This window comes from Streptomyces sulphureus DSM 40104, from assembly GCF_000381025.1.
Classification (GTDB): Bacteria; Actinomycetota; Actinomycetes; order Streptomycetales; family Streptomycetaceae; genus Streptomyces; species Streptomyces sulphureus.
This window is the reverse complement of record NZ_KB905822.1, coordinates 81,795-99,520: the sequence shown is the minus strand read 5'-3', so window position 1 is coordinate 99,520 and position 17,726 is coordinate 81,795. Positions and strand designations below refer to the sequence as shown.

Genomic DNA, 17,726 nt, shown 5'->3' with positions numbered 1-17,726 from the left:
TCAGATCGCGCAGCACCCCCGTCAGGGGGCTCTCGGCACTCCGACGGCCTGGGCTCCCTCGTAGGCTCACACGACCGTCCCCATTCCGCTGCTCGTACTGGTGTCGATGCCGACGGGGGCGAGTTGCACACTGACCCGCTCCCCGCCTCCTTGCTCGCCAGAACTCGCCGACTCCGACACCTTCATCCCCGTGATCTTCAGCGATTGGGAGATGTCGCGGCAGGTCGTGGTCGTGGTGACGTCGACGCACCAGCCCGGCACCAGGCTGGGAACATCCACGGCAGCGTCGGGGGCGAGGGTCGTTTGCTGGCTGGTGTCGATGTATAGCGGTGCCGGTTGCGAGCCGCGAAGTCGGGAGCGTGCCGCCGCCGTCGCCGACCTTTCGTCGAGGATCGACTGCTCGTCCGCCGCCTGCTCGAGGAGACCGTAGTACGGGTGGGTACCGCCGGCGGTGCCGGTGATGCCGGGCTCGTCGTCCTGCGCGTCTTCGTCCTTGCCATGGATGATCCAGCGGGTAGCGAGGGCAGCGCCGTCTTCCGCGATGACCAGACCGTCCGGGAAGTCCTCGTCGGTCAGGGCACCGACGCGTTCGGTGTAGTCCTCGGGCAGGAGGATGATTCGGGAGCCGACGGCCGTGTAGTCGAGGCCGGTCTTGGCCAGATCGTTCAAGTGGTCGCCGGTCTGCCCCACGTCATGCTGGTAAGCGCGGTCGCCGCGGATGCGGGTGTCGCCGAGGATCTGCACCTCGTGGCCGGGGTCGTCCGGAGCGAATGCGTCACGGATCAGTGCGGCAGCGATTTGCGTGAGGTCGACCGTGGTGAACTCCATGTCGCGGTGCGGCACTCGGCGGTCGAGCCAGCCGAGGACGTCGACGGCTTGCACGGTGACCTCGCCGAGCGTCCACTCGACGGTGACGATCGGCCCTTCCCATACCGGCTGGCCGTCGCGGAAGATGAGGAGCTTGTGCCGCCACGACCGGACGTTCCGCAAGGAGGCGCAGCAGTCTGCCTCGGGCTGCACCACGATTGTCGCCTGACTCGTGTCGTCGAGCGCCCGCGCCCACTCCACCGACACCAGGGTGGAGCAGGTGGAGACGAGCGGCCCGTCGCGGTCCACGATCCACGCTTCGTGGCGGCCACACCCAACTGCCATACCACGGCCTCCAGTTCATTTCAGTATTCGCGGCCCGATAGGGCCAGGGTGATCCAGGCGTCGGCGGCCGGTGTCGCGACCGCATCGGCGGTGATCTCCACGCAGTACCGGTCGCAGTCCAACTCGGACCAGCGCGGCGGCATGCCCTCCGCGCCGTACACGTCTGTCGACGTCTCGCACACGCCAGCGCACTCGACGGTGGCGCGGCGCACCTGACCATCAACGGTGACGACACCCTGCGGCGGCACGTAGGCGATCTCGTACACGCTGTGCGGATTGCAGCGCTCCATCTCCGCAACCTGTTCGCACGTGAGGTCTTGGTGCGCAGGGGTGCGCTCGTACAGACGGACCGATACGTGCCGCAGGGCGGTAGCGCCGGCCTCGGCGGTGATGATCGGCACCGCGCCGAACCAGCCGGGCCAGCTCGACAAGTCCACGTCGTAGTACTCGGCTTCGACGGCCAGGGCGTGGCAGAAGCACGTCTCCGGCGGTGGCGGAACCGGCGGTGTGGGTGTGCGGCAGCCGGGGTCCTGGCACACCTCGCGCTCGTCGGGACAGCGGGCGAGGCGGCAGGTGCCGGCGCAAGGCCGCTCGAGGCTCTCGTCATCCGGCCACCGCACACAGTCGTCCGGCGACTCGCCGGATGGCGGCAGTTCCGAGGTGTCGAACTCAACCCGAATTGCACTTGGTTGGCACTCGGCGTCGTCCGTCAGCTCAAGGCACGCGGGAGCGGGTGGGTCGGGTGCGAGCGGGTCGTGTAGGCACCAGGTGATGCACTCCTCGCCGTCGTCGCCCGCGCCGGGTGGGGGCGCAGCGAGTACGGGGACCGCGTCAGTCCACAACCACGGCGTTCCGGCCGTGAGGACGAACTCGACGGTGAGCATGTCGGCGCCGTTCTGGCACGCCCCGGAGCCCGTACAGCCGTTCCCGACCCGGTCAGTGACAGTCGGCCCTCCGGTGAGGGCGACGCGGCGCAGCGTGCGGCGGTGCTTGGCGGCGAACTCCTCCGGCCCCATTCGCTCGTCGGCGCCGGGTGAGGCGTCGCCCGGCGACTCGTCGTCAGCGAGTTCGTCTTCGCTGGGGCAGCAGTTGAACACGTGCAGGCAGTCTCCACCGCAGGCGTTGCCGGTGCAGCCAGCCAGAGCTTCGGCGAGCCACTTCAGGCCGTAGGTGACGCCGCAGCAGGTGGAGCCGAGCAGAACCGCGGTGACGGTGATGGTGCGCGGCTGGACTCGTGCTGGGCCGAGCGCCGCCCCGCCGGTGACTGCCGACGTTGCGGTGCGAGTGACCGGATGGTCGTCCATCCCTGCCACCTTCAGGACCATCAGACCCGCGAAGTCACGGGAAGCTGGCACGTCCGGGTCATACCAGGGCGCGTCGTCCCCTTCAGGGATGGTGTACGGGGCGTCGCCGACGAGGTCCGCGTCGAAGGTCGGGCAGCCACACGGTGAGACGGAATCGAGCGGCGAGCCGACGGTGTCCAGGTATGCCGCAAGACGCGCTGAGTTGGCGATCTCAACGCCGCCAAGGGACAGGTAGTGCTCCAACACGTCAGACTCCAGCGGTCGCTGCGATGCGGGACAGGATGCGGTGTGCAGTCACGTGCGCGTCGCCCACCTCGGTGATGTGGAACGTATTGGTCACGGTGCGGTGGGGCGCCGGTCGCACCGTCGGCCCGCTACTCGACTGGCCGCCCGAATCGGAGCCGAGCAGCCCCATCAGGCCGGACTGTTCAGCGAGTTGACGGGCGCGGGCGGGCTTGCTGAGCGGAATGATCACCTCGGGGCCGGCCTCGCCGACCAGCCCGAGAACTGGACGGTTGACGATGCCGCCCTCGGCGAACGGCAACGCGCTTCGGATCGGTCCAGGCAAGCTGGACTTGACCTTGCCGACGATCGCGGAGCCAATGTTGCCGATCGCCGACAGGATCGCCGACGGCAAGCCCCGGAATACCCCGACTACGCTGGAAACGAGGGAGCGTGCGGCGGAGATCGCCGACCCGATCGCACCCCGGATGGCGCCGCCGATCGCTCCCGCAATGCCGGACAGGACGCTCCTGGCGCGTGCCGGCAACGCCCGCAGTGCCCCGGCAACGGACGAGACGATCGACCGCGCGGCAGAGACAGCGGCCCCGATCGCCCCCCGGATGGCGCCCGCGATGGCACCGACGATGCTGGAGACCGCGGAGCGAGCCATGCCCGGCAGTGCGCGAAGCGAGCCAGCAACCATCGTCACCAACGACCGCGCCGCGCTCACCGCGAGGCTGGCCGCCTGCCGGATGACGCCCATGATCAAACCCGGCAGGGCGGAGAGGGCCGACGCCGCCATGCTTGGCAGCCGCCCCAGCCAGGAGGCCACGGAGGTCACGAAGGACACGACTGCGCCGACGACGGTGGTCAGCACCCCCGCGAGCCTCGTCAAGACCGCCACGAACAACTGGATGACGGGAACGATCCCGTTGATCACAATCCACGAGCCGATCGCCGCCGCGATCTGCACCAGCGGCGCCGCGAGCTGGATCGTCAAAGTCAAGAGCGGCGCCAGGGTGGTGATCAGTTGCGTCACCGGAGGAATCAGCGGCACCAACGCTGCAACCAACTCGCGGAAAGCCTCGATGATCGGCGGGAGGATCGGCGCGAGCGCGGTGAGGACCTCCCCCACCAGCGGAACCAGGGCAGCCACGAGCTCCACCACAGCCTCGCTCACCGCTGACAGCAGTGGGGCGAGCGCGGTCGTCGCCTGCGCCAACTGATCCCCCAGCTGGGTAGCGAACTCGGTGAGTGTCGGGATGAGCGGCTGGAGCGCTTCCAGCATCCCCATGAAGTGCTCGGCAAGCGGTTCCAGCAGCGGCGCGAGGATCTGGAGCGCCTGGGCGAGAACTACGCCGAGGAGTTCGCCGAGCTGGGCGATGACCGGGCCGAGCGCCCCCGAAAGCTGCGCGATGATCGGGCCCAGCATCGTGGCGAGCTGGCCGAGCGCGGGAGCAAGCGCGCTGAGGACCGTGGAGGCGATCTGCCCGACAAGCGGCAGCAACGGGGCGAGCGCGGTGACGACCTGGCCGAGCGCCGTACCTACGGGAGCCAGAGCGGGCTCCAGCGCGCCGAATGCGGCAGCGAGCCCCGCCGCGAGCGGCGTCAGCGCGGCAGCGATCGGCTGGATCGCTGCGCCCAGCGTCGTCACCAGCGACGCCAGCGCCGGCCCGATCGTCTCGAAAACAGGAACGAACGCCGGAGCGATCTGCCCGATCACGCCGAGCAGCCCGGTGAAGATCGGCCCGAGCGCGCTGCCGACGGCGCCGAGCGCCTCGAAGACGCCGACAAGGGCTTGCGAGCCTTCGGCGCTCTTGAGGAAGGTCGCAAGTTGGCCGGTCAGTTGGCCAACGACGCCCAGGACGTCTCCGCCCGCGGACAGCGCGGCGGAGAAGACCGAGGTGAGGATCGAGCCGACGTTCGCGAGGATCGCCCCGAGCTGCCGAAACACGGCCACGGCCTCGCTCACCCACGCGACGGCTTGACCGGAGTCGGCGACCTGCGTCATCCAAGTGCCAAGCCGCGCGCCGGCGTTGCCGATCGCCGCGCCGAGCTTCGGGCCGAAAGCCTCGGCGACGGCGGCCGACATGCGGAAGAACCCCTCGGTGACGGGCCCGACGGCGAGCCGCAGCCGAGAGGTCGCCGCTTCTACCCCCTTGACGATCTCCTGCACCGACTCGACACCGCGGGATGAGGTGACGAACTGCAAAGCAGCCGAGGCCGCCTCACCGAAGTTCGCCGCAATCGCCCGGGTGCTCTTGGCCAGCGATCCAGTCAGGAGCTCCGAGACGTCGGCGATTTGATCGGCGAACTGGGCGAAGAACCGCTGCTGCAAGCTTTCTTGCAGGTCGGAAAGGGGGCTACGGAGCTCCCGTACTGCCTGCGCGGCGGTCTGCGCGGCCGGCGCGAGCCCCTCGATCGCCTCGCCGAACTCCTCGGCGTCGCCGGTCAGCGCAGCGCCGAACGCCTCGCCGACCCCGGAGAGAGCCGCGGCGAGGACACCGACTGCGGCGGCGCTCGTCGTGACGGCGGCAGGGAGGGCAGCAAGGATACCGACCGACGGGGTAAGCGCAGCAGTGAACTGGATCAGCGCGCCAGCGGCGGCGGCTGCCTGTCCGGCCAGCACCGCCAGGCCCAGACCCTTGGTGAGAATGCCGCCCGCGCGTCCGGCAGTACCCGCGAGACCGCCCAGGGACGAGGCGAGCCGCCCGATACTCGCCGTCGCTCGGGAGGTGTCCGCATGCACCGGGACCTGCACCGGCCGCAAGCCACGGGCAGCAGCGGCGACCTGCGCGCGGAAGAACTGGGTGTCGGGCGCGACAGGTACCTGGATCGCGCGGAGGCCGCGTGCCGCGGCAGCGATCTGCTGGTGCAGCCCGGTGGTGTCCGCGGTGACGTCGACGCGGACGTCGATGTCCCGCAACTGCCGTTGCAGGTCGTCTCCGACCCCACGGTTGCTGCGCTCGATCGCCTGCGCGATGCGGCGCCCCAGGACCCGGGCCTCGGCAACCGCTCCACCCTCGTCTAGCTCGATCCGGATGCGGGCGGAGCCTTCCAGGTCGGCCACGGGCACCCCTTATGCGATCGGGTGCCCGGCCCACAACCAGCGGCAATACAGGTGAGTCTATCGACGCCGTCCCCCGGCGCTCCGTCTTGCAGCCGTCGAAGGCGTGACACGGTCGGAGGCGCGTCGAGTACGAGCGGGCTCGTATGCGGCGTCCTCACGCGCCATCCGCGCTGTCAGCGACTCGGCCTGGCCCCGCGTCATCCCGTCGCCTCCAGCGCCCGCCGCAACGCGGCGACGGGCTACACGGTCACGAGCGATTCCGACTGGCGGCGCGTACAGCCGGTTCCGCATCCGCTCGCGCTCGGCATCATCTTCCGCCGATGCGTACATGGCGGCCTCGGCCGCATTGAGCATGGTCCTCAGCGTCCACGCGTGCGCGTCGCACCCTTGGAGCGCGAGGCTCCCCTCCCACTCGTTCCAGCCGGCGGCGATGGACGCGCAGAGTCGTTCGGTGACGTAGGAGGGCGGTTGCCGCCGTAGACCTCCGTCACCCACTGCACGAGCTCTCCGAGCACGCGGTCCGGCAGCTCCATGTCCGCGAACTCCTCGGCGGATTCCTCGAGCATCAGCCGAGTGAGGAACCGGCGCGCGGCAACCCTCGACTCCCGCGCCCCGGCGATCGTCGCTCCGTCAGCAGGGTGGCCGTCGTCGGTGAGCACTCCCGCAGCCCGGTTGGCGTCCTGCATTTCCTCGAATGCGTCGAGGTATTCGTCGCCCATCACTTCCGGGCGGAACCGGAGCTCGGTGTCGCCGACCTCAGCGACATGCGGGTCGGTGTTCAGCGTGAACTGTGCGCGGGCCATGACGGGTCCTCTCGTCCGTGCGGCAGAGATGCGCTCGGCCCACAACCAGCAACGCGATTCCAGAGTAGCGGGGAAGATCGGCTCGGAGGCCCAGAGGTCAGAACGCCTCGTACAGCGCCTCCATCAGGAAGTTGTTGGCCCTGGTGCCGGGGTGGTGGACGACGGCGGCGAACACGGTGCGCGCCCCGTAGGGGAATCGCAGGGCTCGCCTCCGGCGGGGACGGATGGTGTGCGGACGGGTTCCGTGCAGCACGTAGAGAGTTGCTGGGTGCGTGGAGATGATGTCGGCGTGCAATCCGCCAGCGCCGGCGGCGATGTCGTAGTCGATGCGGCGGGCCATGCTGCCCGGCGCCAACTGCCGTGCACGAGCGGCTACGCGGTCGGAACGGGTCCGGAGCAGCCGCTCTCCCAGACCGCCACGTCGATGTAGCTCCTCACGCCAATCTGTCCCGCCGACGTGTGGCGTGACGTGGAGCTTCACTCTCACGGCGAGTCCCCGCCGGGGCAGGGCGCGCACCCGGGCAGGGCCGCGGTCAGCCGCTGCTCAACGCCGACGCAGCCACCCTGGGGGCCGATGGTGCGCTGCTGTCCCATCACGAACCGCCGGCCCCGGCGCCCCGGAGCGGTGCCCGGCAGGCAACAGGTCACGGCGTTCAGCACCGTAACGGCGTCAACGTGGACGATGCGCGCCGCCTCGGCGAGCTGGTCGCAGTCGGGCGGACATCCATCCGCGGTCGGGAGCGGCGCGCACCGCAGCACCGTGACGACGAGCTCGACTGCTGTCGTCGCGGCGGGGACGCAGCCGCGCAGCCCGCGCACCTCGTTGTCGGGTTCGGGGAACCGCGAAGTGGGCCACATGCGGGCGATGTTGACGGTCAACTGCCCGCCGGCCTCACCGGTGCACGGGTCCGCGCACGAGTCCCATGCGGACTCGCCCGGCACGACACATACCCGGCAGGGGCAGCCGGGGTGTCCGGGAACGTCGTCGGGGACGGCGTCGAGCGCGACGCACACGCAGCCGAGAACGGCCTCGGCGAGCTGGTGCGCGGCGAGCGGGGCTAGGGCCATCGTGTCCTCCGCGGCCAACGCCAATCCACCGAGTACGCCCGTGAAGCGCTCCCCAGCCTGCCGGGGTTGACGGCGACGAGCCACTGGTCGACGAGGGGCAGCCCGACACGGCCCTCGGCGTACACCACTGACGGGTCGGCGCGTTCGATCTCCACGCCCTGCCGCTGGATGCGAGTCAGGTTGGGGTTCGGGCGGCATCCGCACGAGCCGCCAGCGGTGCCACAGCCCTTCGCGAGGTGGCAGGCGTACTCCGACACTGCCGCGACAGCGGCCTCATCCAGCGGGAGGCCGGTGCGGTAAGTGACGCAGAACGTGCCCTCGGCGTCGCACGCGGCGGCCATGTCCTGGCAGTCGGGCCAGCAGCCGTCGTCGGTGCGCACCAGCAGCCCCGGCTCGTCGACGCGGTATGCCTCGGGGACGAGTTCGGCACCGTCGATCATCACGGACAGCACGTCGTACACCGGCCCTTGGAGCTGTACCTCGCACAACTCCGTGCAGGAGCAGTCCGAGCGGCAGCCGCAGACCGACGCGTTGCGCCACAGGCCGTCGACGCCGATGTACGGCACCCATGGGCCGACGACGCCGTAGCCGATGCCTGACGGGGTCAGCGACTCGGTGCAGGAGCGGCGGCACGGCCGCACCGTGATCGGGCACGACGGCCCGAAGCGGCGTCCTGACAACGCCCACAGGATGCGAGTTGCGACCATGCGCCACCGTTCCCACTGGGCAGGGTCGATGTCGTCGATCCCGTCACAGCACGCGGTGTCGACGGGCCACGGTTCACACGGCCCATCCGGCGCCGGCGGCGGCGGTGAGCTGGTCATCGTCGGCCCTTCGCCGGGGGTGACGTAGCGCGTTGACGTGTCGACGCCCCCGCCACCTTGGGAGCGCCGACACGCGCGCGGGCGGTGGTCGAGGGCGTGGGCCGTGGCCATCCTGCCGCGAGGGGCCGTCCCCGTCCGGACGGCGCCTCGAACCGTGAACGCTGAGGGAACGCGCCGCGGATGAACGTGCCGACCCTGCCGCGGGTGAACGTGTCCGGCATCGTGGAAAGGAACTGCCCGCCTCCGGGGAATGCCCCGCGGGTCATCACCTTCGGGTCGCGGACCTGCCGACCGCCCAACTGCCAGTAGTTGCCGTACACGGTGCGAGAGTGCGGGTACTTGATGCGGTTGCACACCTCCCATACCTCCACGTACCGGTCGCGGTTGAGAGCGATCGGCACGTGCAGCTCGTAGCACAACGGGCTCTCCACGCCGAGCTCGTCGAGGAGTCCCATGGTTTGCCGCATGCCGAGCAGGTACCGGCCCGGCTTCACCCGGGTCGCGAAGTGCCGGTAGACCTCGCTCAGCGGGCCGCGGTGCAGTGCCGGCATGACTCCGCGCAGCGGCTTCATCACGAAGAAGTCGTCGTTGAACAGTAGGAAGTCGTCGGCGACCTCCTCGTGGTCGACGGCCGCCTTCCAATTACCTCTGCTGTTCTGGTACTTGGTCGCGGCCTGTCGGGTGGGGACGTGGCCGACGTCGCGCACCCACGACGGCATATACCCGGCGATCCACACCTGTCGGTGCGGCACGTTGGCGGCAATCGCCCGCAGTGTGTACCGCAGTTCTTCGTTGCGGTCACGCTCGCGGACGGGGATGACGATGTCTGGCAGCACCGGCTCGACTCCCAACTCGACGATGACAGCAGGGGTTAGGGAGACACCTCGCACAGCTCGCCCTCGACCGGCACATACGTGGTGTCGGGCTCCGGCGGTTCAATCGTCGTGATCATGGTGCGGCGATGGCAGGAACCATCCAGCGGGGCGAGCATCGGCCCGGGAGTGCCGGCGGCATCCTGGGACACGACGTCGTACGGGCCCACTCCCCACCGGCCACCGGCGCGGGTTGCACCAGTCAGTTCCAAGTTGACTGCTTCGTTGGCGAGTTCGAGGTCGCCGATGATGCCGTTGGTGACCCACGGGAGCAGGAAGTACACCCAGGCGCCGTCGCCGGTGTCCTCCTCGGGGCATACATCCTCGCCCAGGACATCGGTCCAGACCTCCAGAGCGAATCCAGCGCGGCAGGAGATCGAGCAGGAGTCGAAGCCGATGGGGTTGCCGTCATAGTCGAACACGACTGGGGACCCGGTCATGATCTCGATCAGCTCGGGTGACGCCTGGAAGAACGTGAACGTCAAGTCGTAGCCGTTCAGCGACGGGCAGCCCTTCTTGAACCCGCACTGCCGTCCGTTCGCCGCCGTGAAGCTGATGTCTTCGCCGTCCTCGATGTTCGCCTCCATCTCCAGGCTGGCGAAGCAGTCGGTGACGAAACCGGATTCGGGCCCGCACACGGGACGGCCGCAGCCATCAACGCGGGTGACGCGGACAGTTGCGGCGTTGGAGATGAGCGGTGCCGGCATCGTGGGCCCCTCCACTACGTGAGTAGATGGCCCGGCCCACAACCAGCAGCGCTCTGCTAAGCCAGTCTAGACGCATACGCACAGGCTGGCGGAAGTCGCTTCAAAGCCGGTCGCAGGTGGCAGAGGGGGTGCCGGTCACGCGCACCGAACACCGGCACCCCCGATCGAGTTGGGGCCGCCCCGCCCTACCAGTTCCGGACGAGAGGGGGACGGAACCAGCAGACGACGAGCACGTCGAACACCCAACCCGAAGGGGCAAGCAGCGCGGACCACCCAACAACTGCCGCTTGCCCCTGGCCTGTTACGTGGCGACGGTGTAAGACACCGGCCCCCCTGCGGTGTGGGCCCGGCGGTGGTGAGTGTCCCGGCCGCGCGCAGTTGCGAAGTCCCGCGAGCAGACCGTGCAGGCGTACGGGCCGCCGCCAGTGTCGCCTTGGCCGCCTTGCTGCTTGATGGCCGGTGTCGGCGCTGGGCCAACTGTGTCCGGGGAAGCAGGGTGCGGCTCGCCCAGCTTGGACGGCGCTGTCCCAGCCCGACTCCCGCCTGAGGCAGTGACGGACTCCGGGAACGCGTCGAGTTCAGTGAGCGTGGGGTCTGTCTGGCGGGGAATCACAGCAGGCTCTTGTCGGTCTTCCTCGGGAGAGAGGTATCGGTGCCCGTCGACGAGCGCGCCGATGAGCACCCGCTCCGGTACCCGTGTGAACAGCGCAGGCGGTACCGAGAAGGTATGGGGGCCGACGGTGCGCACCTTCGGCTTCTGGGTAACTGCCCACATGGCAAACGACTGGCGCTGCTCGACCGCGGGTTGGACGTGGATCACGACAGCCCCTCAGTGGATCTGCACGTTCACGGCGCACACGGTGCACGTCGTGCCGACGACGTACGTCCGCTCGACCAACACCCTGCGGTCGTTGTTCTGGGTGTTGACGGACGCTCCGGGGTGGTCAGGGGTCGTCACAGACGGTCCACGACGGACCACCAGCGGGCCGGTGGCATACAACCAGGCAGTTCCGGGCTCGCCCGGGGCGCCGCCCGGGCCGGTGTTTTCCGCACCGTATCCGGCGCCGATGATCACGCAGTTTCCGGCAAGGGTAGATAGGCCGCCCGTGCTCGGCTGCTGGGCGAGGTCGCAGCAGCCGAGCAGGGCGGCTGCCCCGGCGGGGACGTGGACGACACCGGCGCCGCCGTACGACTCGGCGAGGCAGCCTTCCAGCGCGGCAATGCCCGCAGCGATGCTCAGCGGGCCCTCCGGCGGAGTCAGGTCGACAGCGTCGCGTGCGAGCTTCTGCTGCCAGAAGGCGTTTTCGAGGCCCTGCTGTTCGCCGAGTAGAAGCGTAGCCTCAGCGTGCTCGCGGGCCTCCGCGTACGACCATCCCATCGCCGAGCACTCCGCGCCGGCGTACAGGGTGATCGGCTCGGCGACCTCCGTTTCCGGGCGGCAGAACTCCTTCCCACCTGGTGACGTGTCCCCGGGGGACTCGTCCAGGCACGGGTCGGTCCACGACTGGACAGGGCAGCAGCCGAGTGCGAGCCATTCGACGCCCAGCAACTCGTGCTCGTCAGCTACGTCTCGTACGTCGGTACACGGGGTGCTGAGGATGCCGTGCGGCAACGGGATTCCGTCGATCGCTTCGACGTACTTGCGGAGTCCTGCGGCCATGCTGCTTCACCTCCTTGGTTCGAGGCGGTGGGCCGATACCACCCGAAGCGCCGGCCCACCGTGTTCGCGGGGCGGGTCAGTTCAAATCGCCGGAGACTCGCTGGCGCAGGCCATCTCAAGCTGCGCTCCGGACGCGCCGTCGGGGCAGATGGGCACCGTCACAGCACGCGTGTCCACGCTGCGGTCGACGAGGGCGACGCATTCCTCTGCAAAGAGAGCCGTGTAATCGTTCGTGGAGAACTTCGCACTGTCGTGGATGACTCCGAGGTTGACTTCTTCGCCACGACCGATCTGGAGCTGGCCAGCCGGGTACATGAGGAACGTCAACTCCGAGGGCCATTCGACGGCAGGCGTCTGACCGCCGATGTCGCTGGGGACTGCCGGGCCCAGACCGCGCGCCCACTGGATGCTCACGCCAAGCGGGGTGAACATCTGCTGCACCATTTCGGGATTGACCTGGTCGTTGGAGACGCCGTTGCGGCGCGCAAGGTCGGCGAGGAAGGCGTTCCGCGACCACCATGGGAACACGACCTCGATTGCCGTGGACTCACAGAGGGAGTGCCGCTCGATGAGGTCGGCGGCCTGGAGCGCGACAGCCGCGTATACCGAGGAAAGGGCGGCCATCGTGACGGGCATGGTGACCGGCGTCGCATTGTCCAGGGCCTGCTGGAACAGGACCTGCCTAATCCTGATCTCGTGAGCCACCATGCTGTTGCGGAGGTACCAGGCGACGAGTTCCGGGAAGTGTCGCTGTGTCAGGATGCCGGCTTCGAGGCAGACACCGACCGCGTCACAGCGGACCTCTTCCGGGTCCGGGCACGGGATTTGGAAGCACGGCTTGGTGGCGCCACTGATGTCGTCGGCCTCGGTGTGGACCCACGTCATGGCCGAGACGTCGAGCGACGGCGTTCTGTAGTAGCGCAGGCCCCCGCGGGCGAGCTGGATCTCGGGGGCGTCCCACAGCATGTCCGGGCACGCCACGTCGACCAAGTCGTACACCGTTTCGCTGGGAGCGCACCAGCCGCCGGACGCAATGAGGTCACCCTTCGGCAGGCGCCGCTGATTCGACGCCTGGATAGCCACAGTGGTGCCCTCTGGAGCCGACGAGGAGTCGGTGACGATGAGATCTTGGCTGTACGGGTGCCGGTAGGAGATGACCTGTCCGACGCCGCCCCCGGCCGTCTTCAGCGCGTTCGCTCGGGAGATGATCCCGGCGGTGATGTCGCTGAAGTCGAGCGGGGCGCCCGGGGTATAGCCCGGGACGTCGACGGCCGCGGTGATGGACGTCCCGGGGGCTGGCGCCTCGGGGAGAACGCGCGGCTGACGGCGACGGACACCGGCCAAGTTGAGAGCGGGCCTCTGCACCACGGCCGCGCTCGCAGTCTGCGACTCGGGCTCCTGCTGCGCCTCGGCGGCGGGCTCCGGGTCGGGCTCGACTGCGGCAGCGGTCTGCCTGCCCCCGGCGTCATTGCTCTCGCCAGAAGAGTCGTCGGTGTCAGCTTGAGCTTCGCCGCCGCGGACCTGCGCGGCGAGAGCGTCGATCTCGGCGGCGGCCTGCTGAGCCGCCTCATGGCGCGTGACCTGCTCATTACGGATCGAGTCGACCGCAGTTGCGAGAGACCGCAACGACTCCAGGTCCTTGCTGGTGACGCTGGTCGACTGGGACTTGGCGTCGAACGCCTCGACGGCGCCGGCGAGGGCTTCCGCGAGCTCGTCGTCGGTCAGCGCGCTGATGTCTTCCGGTACTTCGAAATCGGACATGGAAGTCGGGCCTCCGGTGTCGCATATGGAGTGCCCGGCCCAGAACCAGCGGCGCGCGGGACGACTCTGCGGCCGTCCCGCGCGCCAGTCTAGCCGGATTCGTTGGTGTCCCTCGGGACGGTGTCAAGCCACGTCAGGCGCGGTCGATGGTCTTCGCCGAGACGCTGTTGTTCTTGCCGGAGTTATCGCCCGGCTTCGGGCTCCGCCGTACGGTGCTCCCGGTGTAGCGGCCGGACACGGCCTTAGCGGTGGCTTCGGATGCGGAGGTGAAGAGGACCTTCCCCGCCCTGACGACCTCGAACTGTTGCCGCTTCCCCTGGCACGAGCAAGCCATCAGGCATCTCCTTCGGTGGTGGGCCCGGCGGCGATCTCCTCGCGGGCCGGGGCGATGACGGACGCGGCGAGGCGGCGCGCCTCATCGCGTGCTTCGGTGTCGCGCTGTTCTTGGCGACGGTCCATTACGGCGAGGAGCCCGTCGATGAACGGGACGCTGGTGAGGAGCGATGCCGCGACGGAGTCGATGTCGCCGCTCCCCCCGCGCTGTGCCGGTCCGAACGCGCGACGTGCGTTGTTCGAAACCGTGTCCGTGCGGTGCCCGACCTGGTCAAGGTCACCGCGCGCGGCGGTGTCTGACGCACTGCCCGGACCGGTACGGACGGCGGCTGATGCGGCGAGAGCGAGGTTCGACCGCTCGGCAACTGCGGTGGCTCGCAGCGGCGAGCTGTGGCCGGGGACGGGCACGGACAGGACAGCGCGGAGCTGCCAGTCTTCGTTGCTGCCCTGCTTCATGTGGTAGCTCGGCTGGCACGCGGAGAACACGTTCCGGTCCCACTCACTGAGCCAGGGCGCCGCCGCGCCGGAGAACCACATGCCGCGGGAGTTCATGCCGACGGTGACGATCCCGGCGACCGTCCTCGTGTCGTCGAACTGGCAGGCCGCGGACTCGCATTCGGCGCCGTCACGGTGGTGCGGCGCGTTCATCGTGAAGGCGCCCGCCTTCACCATCGACCCGTCGTCGAGCTTGAACTTTGCGCGCAGGAAGTGTGTCAGGTCGATCCGGCCCAGGCTCTCGATCGTCAAGTTCCTCCCCGGGAACCCTGCGTGGGGCTCGCCGACCTGTGCAACCCATCCGTAGATCCGGCCGTCGGCGTAGTGCACGCCGCCGCTGCCGGGCGGAAGTTCGGCCTCCGTGGGCTCGCGGAACCACGCGGCGGGCATGGGGTCGGCCTCACGCATCGCCGTCCACGCGGACGCCTCCAGGTCTCGCCAACCCGCTGCCGCCGCCTCCCCTTCGTCGTCGGTGTCGTCATCGACCCACGGAGGGACGATGCTCGGATCGTCGAAGGCATCCGCGAGGCGCCCGTACAGGGTCTCCACACGGCCCCGGATGGTGTCCGCCTCGTCTTCAGAGATGTCGACGCCGCCGCGCCCGCCTTGCAGAACGGCGGCGATGGTGTAGACGGCGGCAGCGACAATTTCCAACCGGTCGTTGATGACGTCGGCGAAGGGCAACTTATACGCCCCGACGGTGGCAGGGTCAGTGTCCGCGTCGCGGTAGAGGAACGCGGCGCCGAGCTTGTCGGCGTCGACATCGTCGCCGTCGGTGGCCCACTCGAGGATGCGGGAGCGGGCGGCGTCACCGTCCCAAGTCCGATCCCGGTCGTCGTGGACCGGAAGGTCGAGATCTCCTGACGCAGAGGCGGCAAGGTCAGCGCCCTCGGTGGCGGGGCCGACATACAGGCCGGGCGCGAGGCGGACCAGGCGGCCGACCTTCGCCGCGCGGGCGAGGTGACCGCGCACCGAGGTCATCTTCATGCCCAACGCGCGGGCGACTTCGCGAGCGCCGACGGCGACGGGGGCAGCCTTCACGTACCGCACGACGCGCATGTGTGTCTCGGATGGCCCGGAGGCGGCCGTCGTCTCCTCCTCGGCGGCGGGCGGGCCGGCCGGGAGCTCGTCGAGGACGATCCGCGCCCGGTCGTAGGCGGGCATCGCTACGAGGGTGGCGCCGCGCAGCCGGGCGCGGGTGACGCGCATCAGCAGGTCGCCGGCCGACTCGGAGTGCACGACGGTGCCGGTGTCCGTGTCACGGTCGCCGGCCGCCGCAGTGAGCGTGCCGGTCGGGCCGAGCGCAGCCTGTACGGCGGCAGCGGACACGTGCCCGTTCGGCTCGGTGAAGAGCTGGGTGCCGGACGTGGTGCGGGAGAGGGAGCCGCCGGTGGAGGCCGTCCACTCGGTGATGCTGGTGGCGGTGAGCGCCCACGAGCCGTCGTCGAGGCGGAGCAGGGACGCGGACGGCAGCGACGCGACGAGTGCCACCTCGTTCTGGTCGATGGTGCGGTCGACGAACTCGACGGTGACATCGTCCAGGTCGACGGACACGCCTAGCGGTGCGTTTTCTTCGAGGAGCATCACGGCGTCGGCGCCGGCGGGGCGGCCGGGATAGAGCACGCCGGCGGCGGTGATCCGCTCGCCGTCTCGGGCCATCGACTGGATAGACCCGGCCAGCTCGGCTCCCTCGTGGCCCATCAGCATCTCGTCGGCGTACTGGAGCGGCCACGGGCCGGGCCCGGCCCAGTACAGGGACCCCGGCCGGAACACGCGACCGTCGCCGGTCTCCTCATCCTCGAACGCCAGGGCAGTATCGCCCGGTGTGGACCAGGCGCGGGCGGCCAGAGCGGGGCCGTCGGTGTCTTCTCCCACCAGGGGTTGCTCCTCTTCCGGGCCGAGGGGGATGTCGGTGTACTCCCCGGCGAACGCGACCCGGAGTCGGTCGAAGCGGACGGGGCCGAGGCGTTCGGTCATCGCCGCAAGCAGGGCGGGGCTGCGGGAGTAGGCGGCGCAGACGTGACCGGCCCACGGAGTGTGCTGCGCGGGAAGATCTGGCTGCCAGCGCATCGAGGCCAGGGCGTCGATTGCGGTGTTGCGGGCGTTGTCGAGCCGCGGGTTGTCGTCGGGGGCGTCGCGGTCGTCGCCGATGGCCCATACCCAGCATGGTTCGTCGCCGTCGGCGTTCCACTGGTTCGCGCCGAAGGCGCGGCCGTGAACGTGACCTTCCAAGTGCGGGGCGCGACGCTGGAGTTGATCGATGAGTTCTGCGCGGTGGCCCTCGGCCCAGTCGGCGCCGTCGCCGAGGTAGAACAGTGTCAGGTGCAGCTCGTGCGCGGGCTCGCCGCCGGGGTGGGTGAGGGCTAGGCGCTCGGCGTCCTCGGCTGTGGGCACAAGGGCGATCATCGCGCCGGTGTGCCGACTGTCGGCAGCGGTCACGTTCATGTTCTCCTCTGTTTCGTAGACGCCAGCCCGCGGAGGCGCCTTCATTTCCGAAGCGGCGGCGTGTAGTTCGGGAGCGATTCCGAGGCGACAGCGGCAGTTGATGACCAGTCGAGCTGGGGCAGAGGGATCACCCGGGGCGTCCATCGAGACGCCGCCGACGGTGAACGGCTCGCCGAGGTGCCGGATCTGCCCGTCAGCATCCGCGTGGGCGTGTCGTACTTGAGTGTCGTGGCGGGTGATCCACTGCTTCACCAGCGGCTTGTCCGGGCCGGAGGCGTCGCGCGCGGCGGCCAGCGTCGCCGTGTTCCACGCGCGGCTTGCCTCGGTCCGGGCGATGCGCACTTCACGTCCAGGACCGAGCTTCGCGCCGTCGCGGGTGAACGCGGCGCGCAGTCGGTCGCGGAGCTGGTCGACGTCTTCGCCGGCGTCGAGTCCTGCTGCCAGCTCGCCGCGGGTGGCTTCGGCGAGACGGTCGCCGACAGCGTTCAGTAGGTCCTCGGTCATGGTGGCGTACCAGCCGATGCTGTCGGGCAAGCTGCGGTCGTCGTAGCGGCCGGGGAGGTCGTCCCAGCCATCTGGCAGCTCGGTGTCGCCGTCGTCCGCCGATGCCCGAGCGGCGGTCTCGGAAATACGGAGGAGGCTGCGTACGAGCCCGGTGACGCGGGCCTTCCACATGCGGGCGATGCGGCCGACGGAGAACCGGGCGGCGACCAGCTCGGTCGCGTCGGTGAGGGCGTCGGCGAACTCGTTCGCCGTGCCGGTGAGCGCGGCGGCCACGTCTTGGGCGAACCGCGCCTCGGCGGCGTCGAGTTGGGCGTCACGATCCGGCACGGTCGATCCTCCTCAGTGGGGGCGGGTCGTCGAGGTCGTCGCAGATCTCGCACCAGCACAGCTCGCCGACGGTGGCGACGCCCTGTTCGGTGAGGAGCAGCAGGCCACAGGTCAGGTACGTGTACGCCTTGCACGTGGGGCACCAGCCGGACCGAAGGCGCCCAGCGTGCAGCGACATG

General features: G+C 69.6%; 14 protein-coding genes. All 14 read right to left on the bottom strand.

Annotated features, from left to right (window positions below):
* Positions 1 to 66: 66 nt before the first annotated feature.
* Positions 67 to 1,152, bottom strand: coding sequence for a hypothetical protein (locus F603_RS32860; RefSeq protein ID WP_037956904.1), 1,086 nt, complete (start codon positions 1,150 to 1,152; stop codon positions 67 to 69).
* A 20-nt stretch (positions 1,153 to 1,172) separates the two neighbouring features.
* Positions 1,173 to 2,702 (bottom strand): hypothetical protein, encoded by a 1,530-nt coding sequence (locus tag F603_RS0124770; protein WP_019548633.1) that lies wholly within the window; start codon positions 2,700 to 2,702, stop codon positions 1,173 to 1,175.
* A 1-nt stretch (position 2,703) separates the two neighbouring features.
* The gene (locus tag F603_RS0124765) at positions 2,704 to 5,748 is read right to left on the bottom strand and encodes a phage tail protein (protein ID WP_019548632.1); all 3,045 of its coding nucleotides are present in this window, start codon (positions 5,746 to 5,748) and stop codon (positions 2,704 to 2,706) included.
* Between the two features lie 359 nt (positions 5,749 to 6,107).
* Positions 6,108 to 6,551, bottom strand: a complete 444-nt coding sequence (locus F603_RS0124760) for a hypothetical protein (RefSeq protein ID WP_019548631.1) — start codon at positions 6,549 to 6,551, stop codon at positions 6,108 to 6,110.
* A gap of 97 nt (positions 6,552 to 6,648) precedes the next feature.
* Positions 6,649 to 6,891 carry a hypothetical protein gene (locus tag F603_RS36085; protein WP_245600892.1) on the bottom strand — a complete coding sequence of 81 codons (243 nt, stop codon included), beginning with the start codon at positions 6,889 to 6,891 and terminating at the stop codon, positions 6,649 to 6,651.
* A 143-nt stretch (positions 6,892 to 7,034) separates the two neighbouring features.
* Complete coding sequence (locus F603_RS0124750; RefSeq protein ID WP_019548629.1) at positions 7,035 to 7,619, bottom strand: hypothetical protein; 585 nt, start codon at positions 7,617 to 7,619, stop codon at positions 7,035 to 7,037.
* Positions 7,610 to 8,326 (bottom strand): hypothetical protein, encoded by a 717-nt coding sequence (locus F603_RS0124745; RefSeq protein WP_245600891.1) that lies wholly within the window; start codon positions 8,324 to 8,326, stop codon positions 7,610 to 7,612. The genes F603_RS0124750 and F603_RS0124745 overlap by 10 nt, the downstream gene beginning before the upstream one ends.
* A gap of 113 nt (positions 8,327 to 8,439) precedes the next feature.
* Positions 8,440 to 9,279, bottom strand: coding sequence for a hypothetical protein (locus F603_RS32850; protein ID WP_019548627.1), 840 nt, complete (start codon positions 9,277 to 9,279; stop codon positions 8,440 to 8,442).
* Between the two features lie 35 nt (positions 9,280 to 9,314).
* Positions 9,315 to 10,022 (bottom strand): hypothetical protein, encoded by a 708-nt coding sequence (locus F603_RS0124735; protein ID WP_019548626.1) that lies wholly within the window; start codon positions 10,020 to 10,022, stop codon positions 9,315 to 9,317.
* 829 nt (positions 10,023 to 10,851) lie between these two features.
* Positions 10,852 to 11,682: a hypothetical protein gene (locus tag F603_RS0124730; protein WP_019548625.1), complete on the bottom strand. Its 831-nt coding sequence runs from the start codon at positions 11,680 to 11,682 to the stop codon at positions 10,852 to 10,854.
* 81 nt (positions 11,683 to 11,763) lie between these two features.
* On the bottom strand, positions 11,764 to 13,443 hold the full coding sequence (locus tag F603_RS0124725; protein WP_019548624.1) for a major capsid protein: 1,680 nt from the start codon (positions 13,441 to 13,443) through the stop codon (positions 11,764 to 11,766).
* Positions 13,444 to 13,576: 133 nt separating this feature from the next.
* Positions 13,577 to 13,777, bottom strand: coding sequence for a hypothetical protein (locus F603_RS0124720; RefSeq protein WP_019548623.1), 201 nt, complete (start codon positions 13,775 to 13,777; stop codon positions 13,577 to 13,579).
* Positions 13,777 to 17,547 carry a phage minor head protein gene (locus F603_RS0124715; RefSeq protein WP_019548622.1) on the bottom strand — a complete coding sequence of 1,257 codons (3,771 nt, stop codon included), beginning with the start codon at positions 17,545 to 17,547 and terminating at the stop codon, positions 13,777 to 13,779. Before F603_RS0124715 ends, F603_RS0124720 begins: the two co-directional genes overlap by 1 nt.
* Positions 17,534 to 17,725 carry a hypothetical protein gene (locus F603_RS0124710; RefSeq protein WP_019548621.1) on the bottom strand — a complete coding sequence of 64 codons (192 nt, stop codon included), beginning with the start codon at positions 17,723 to 17,725 and terminating at the stop codon, positions 17,534 to 17,536. Before F603_RS0124710 ends, F603_RS0124715 begins: the two co-directional genes overlap by 14 nt.
* Between the last annotated feature and the right edge of the window lies 1 nt (position 17,726).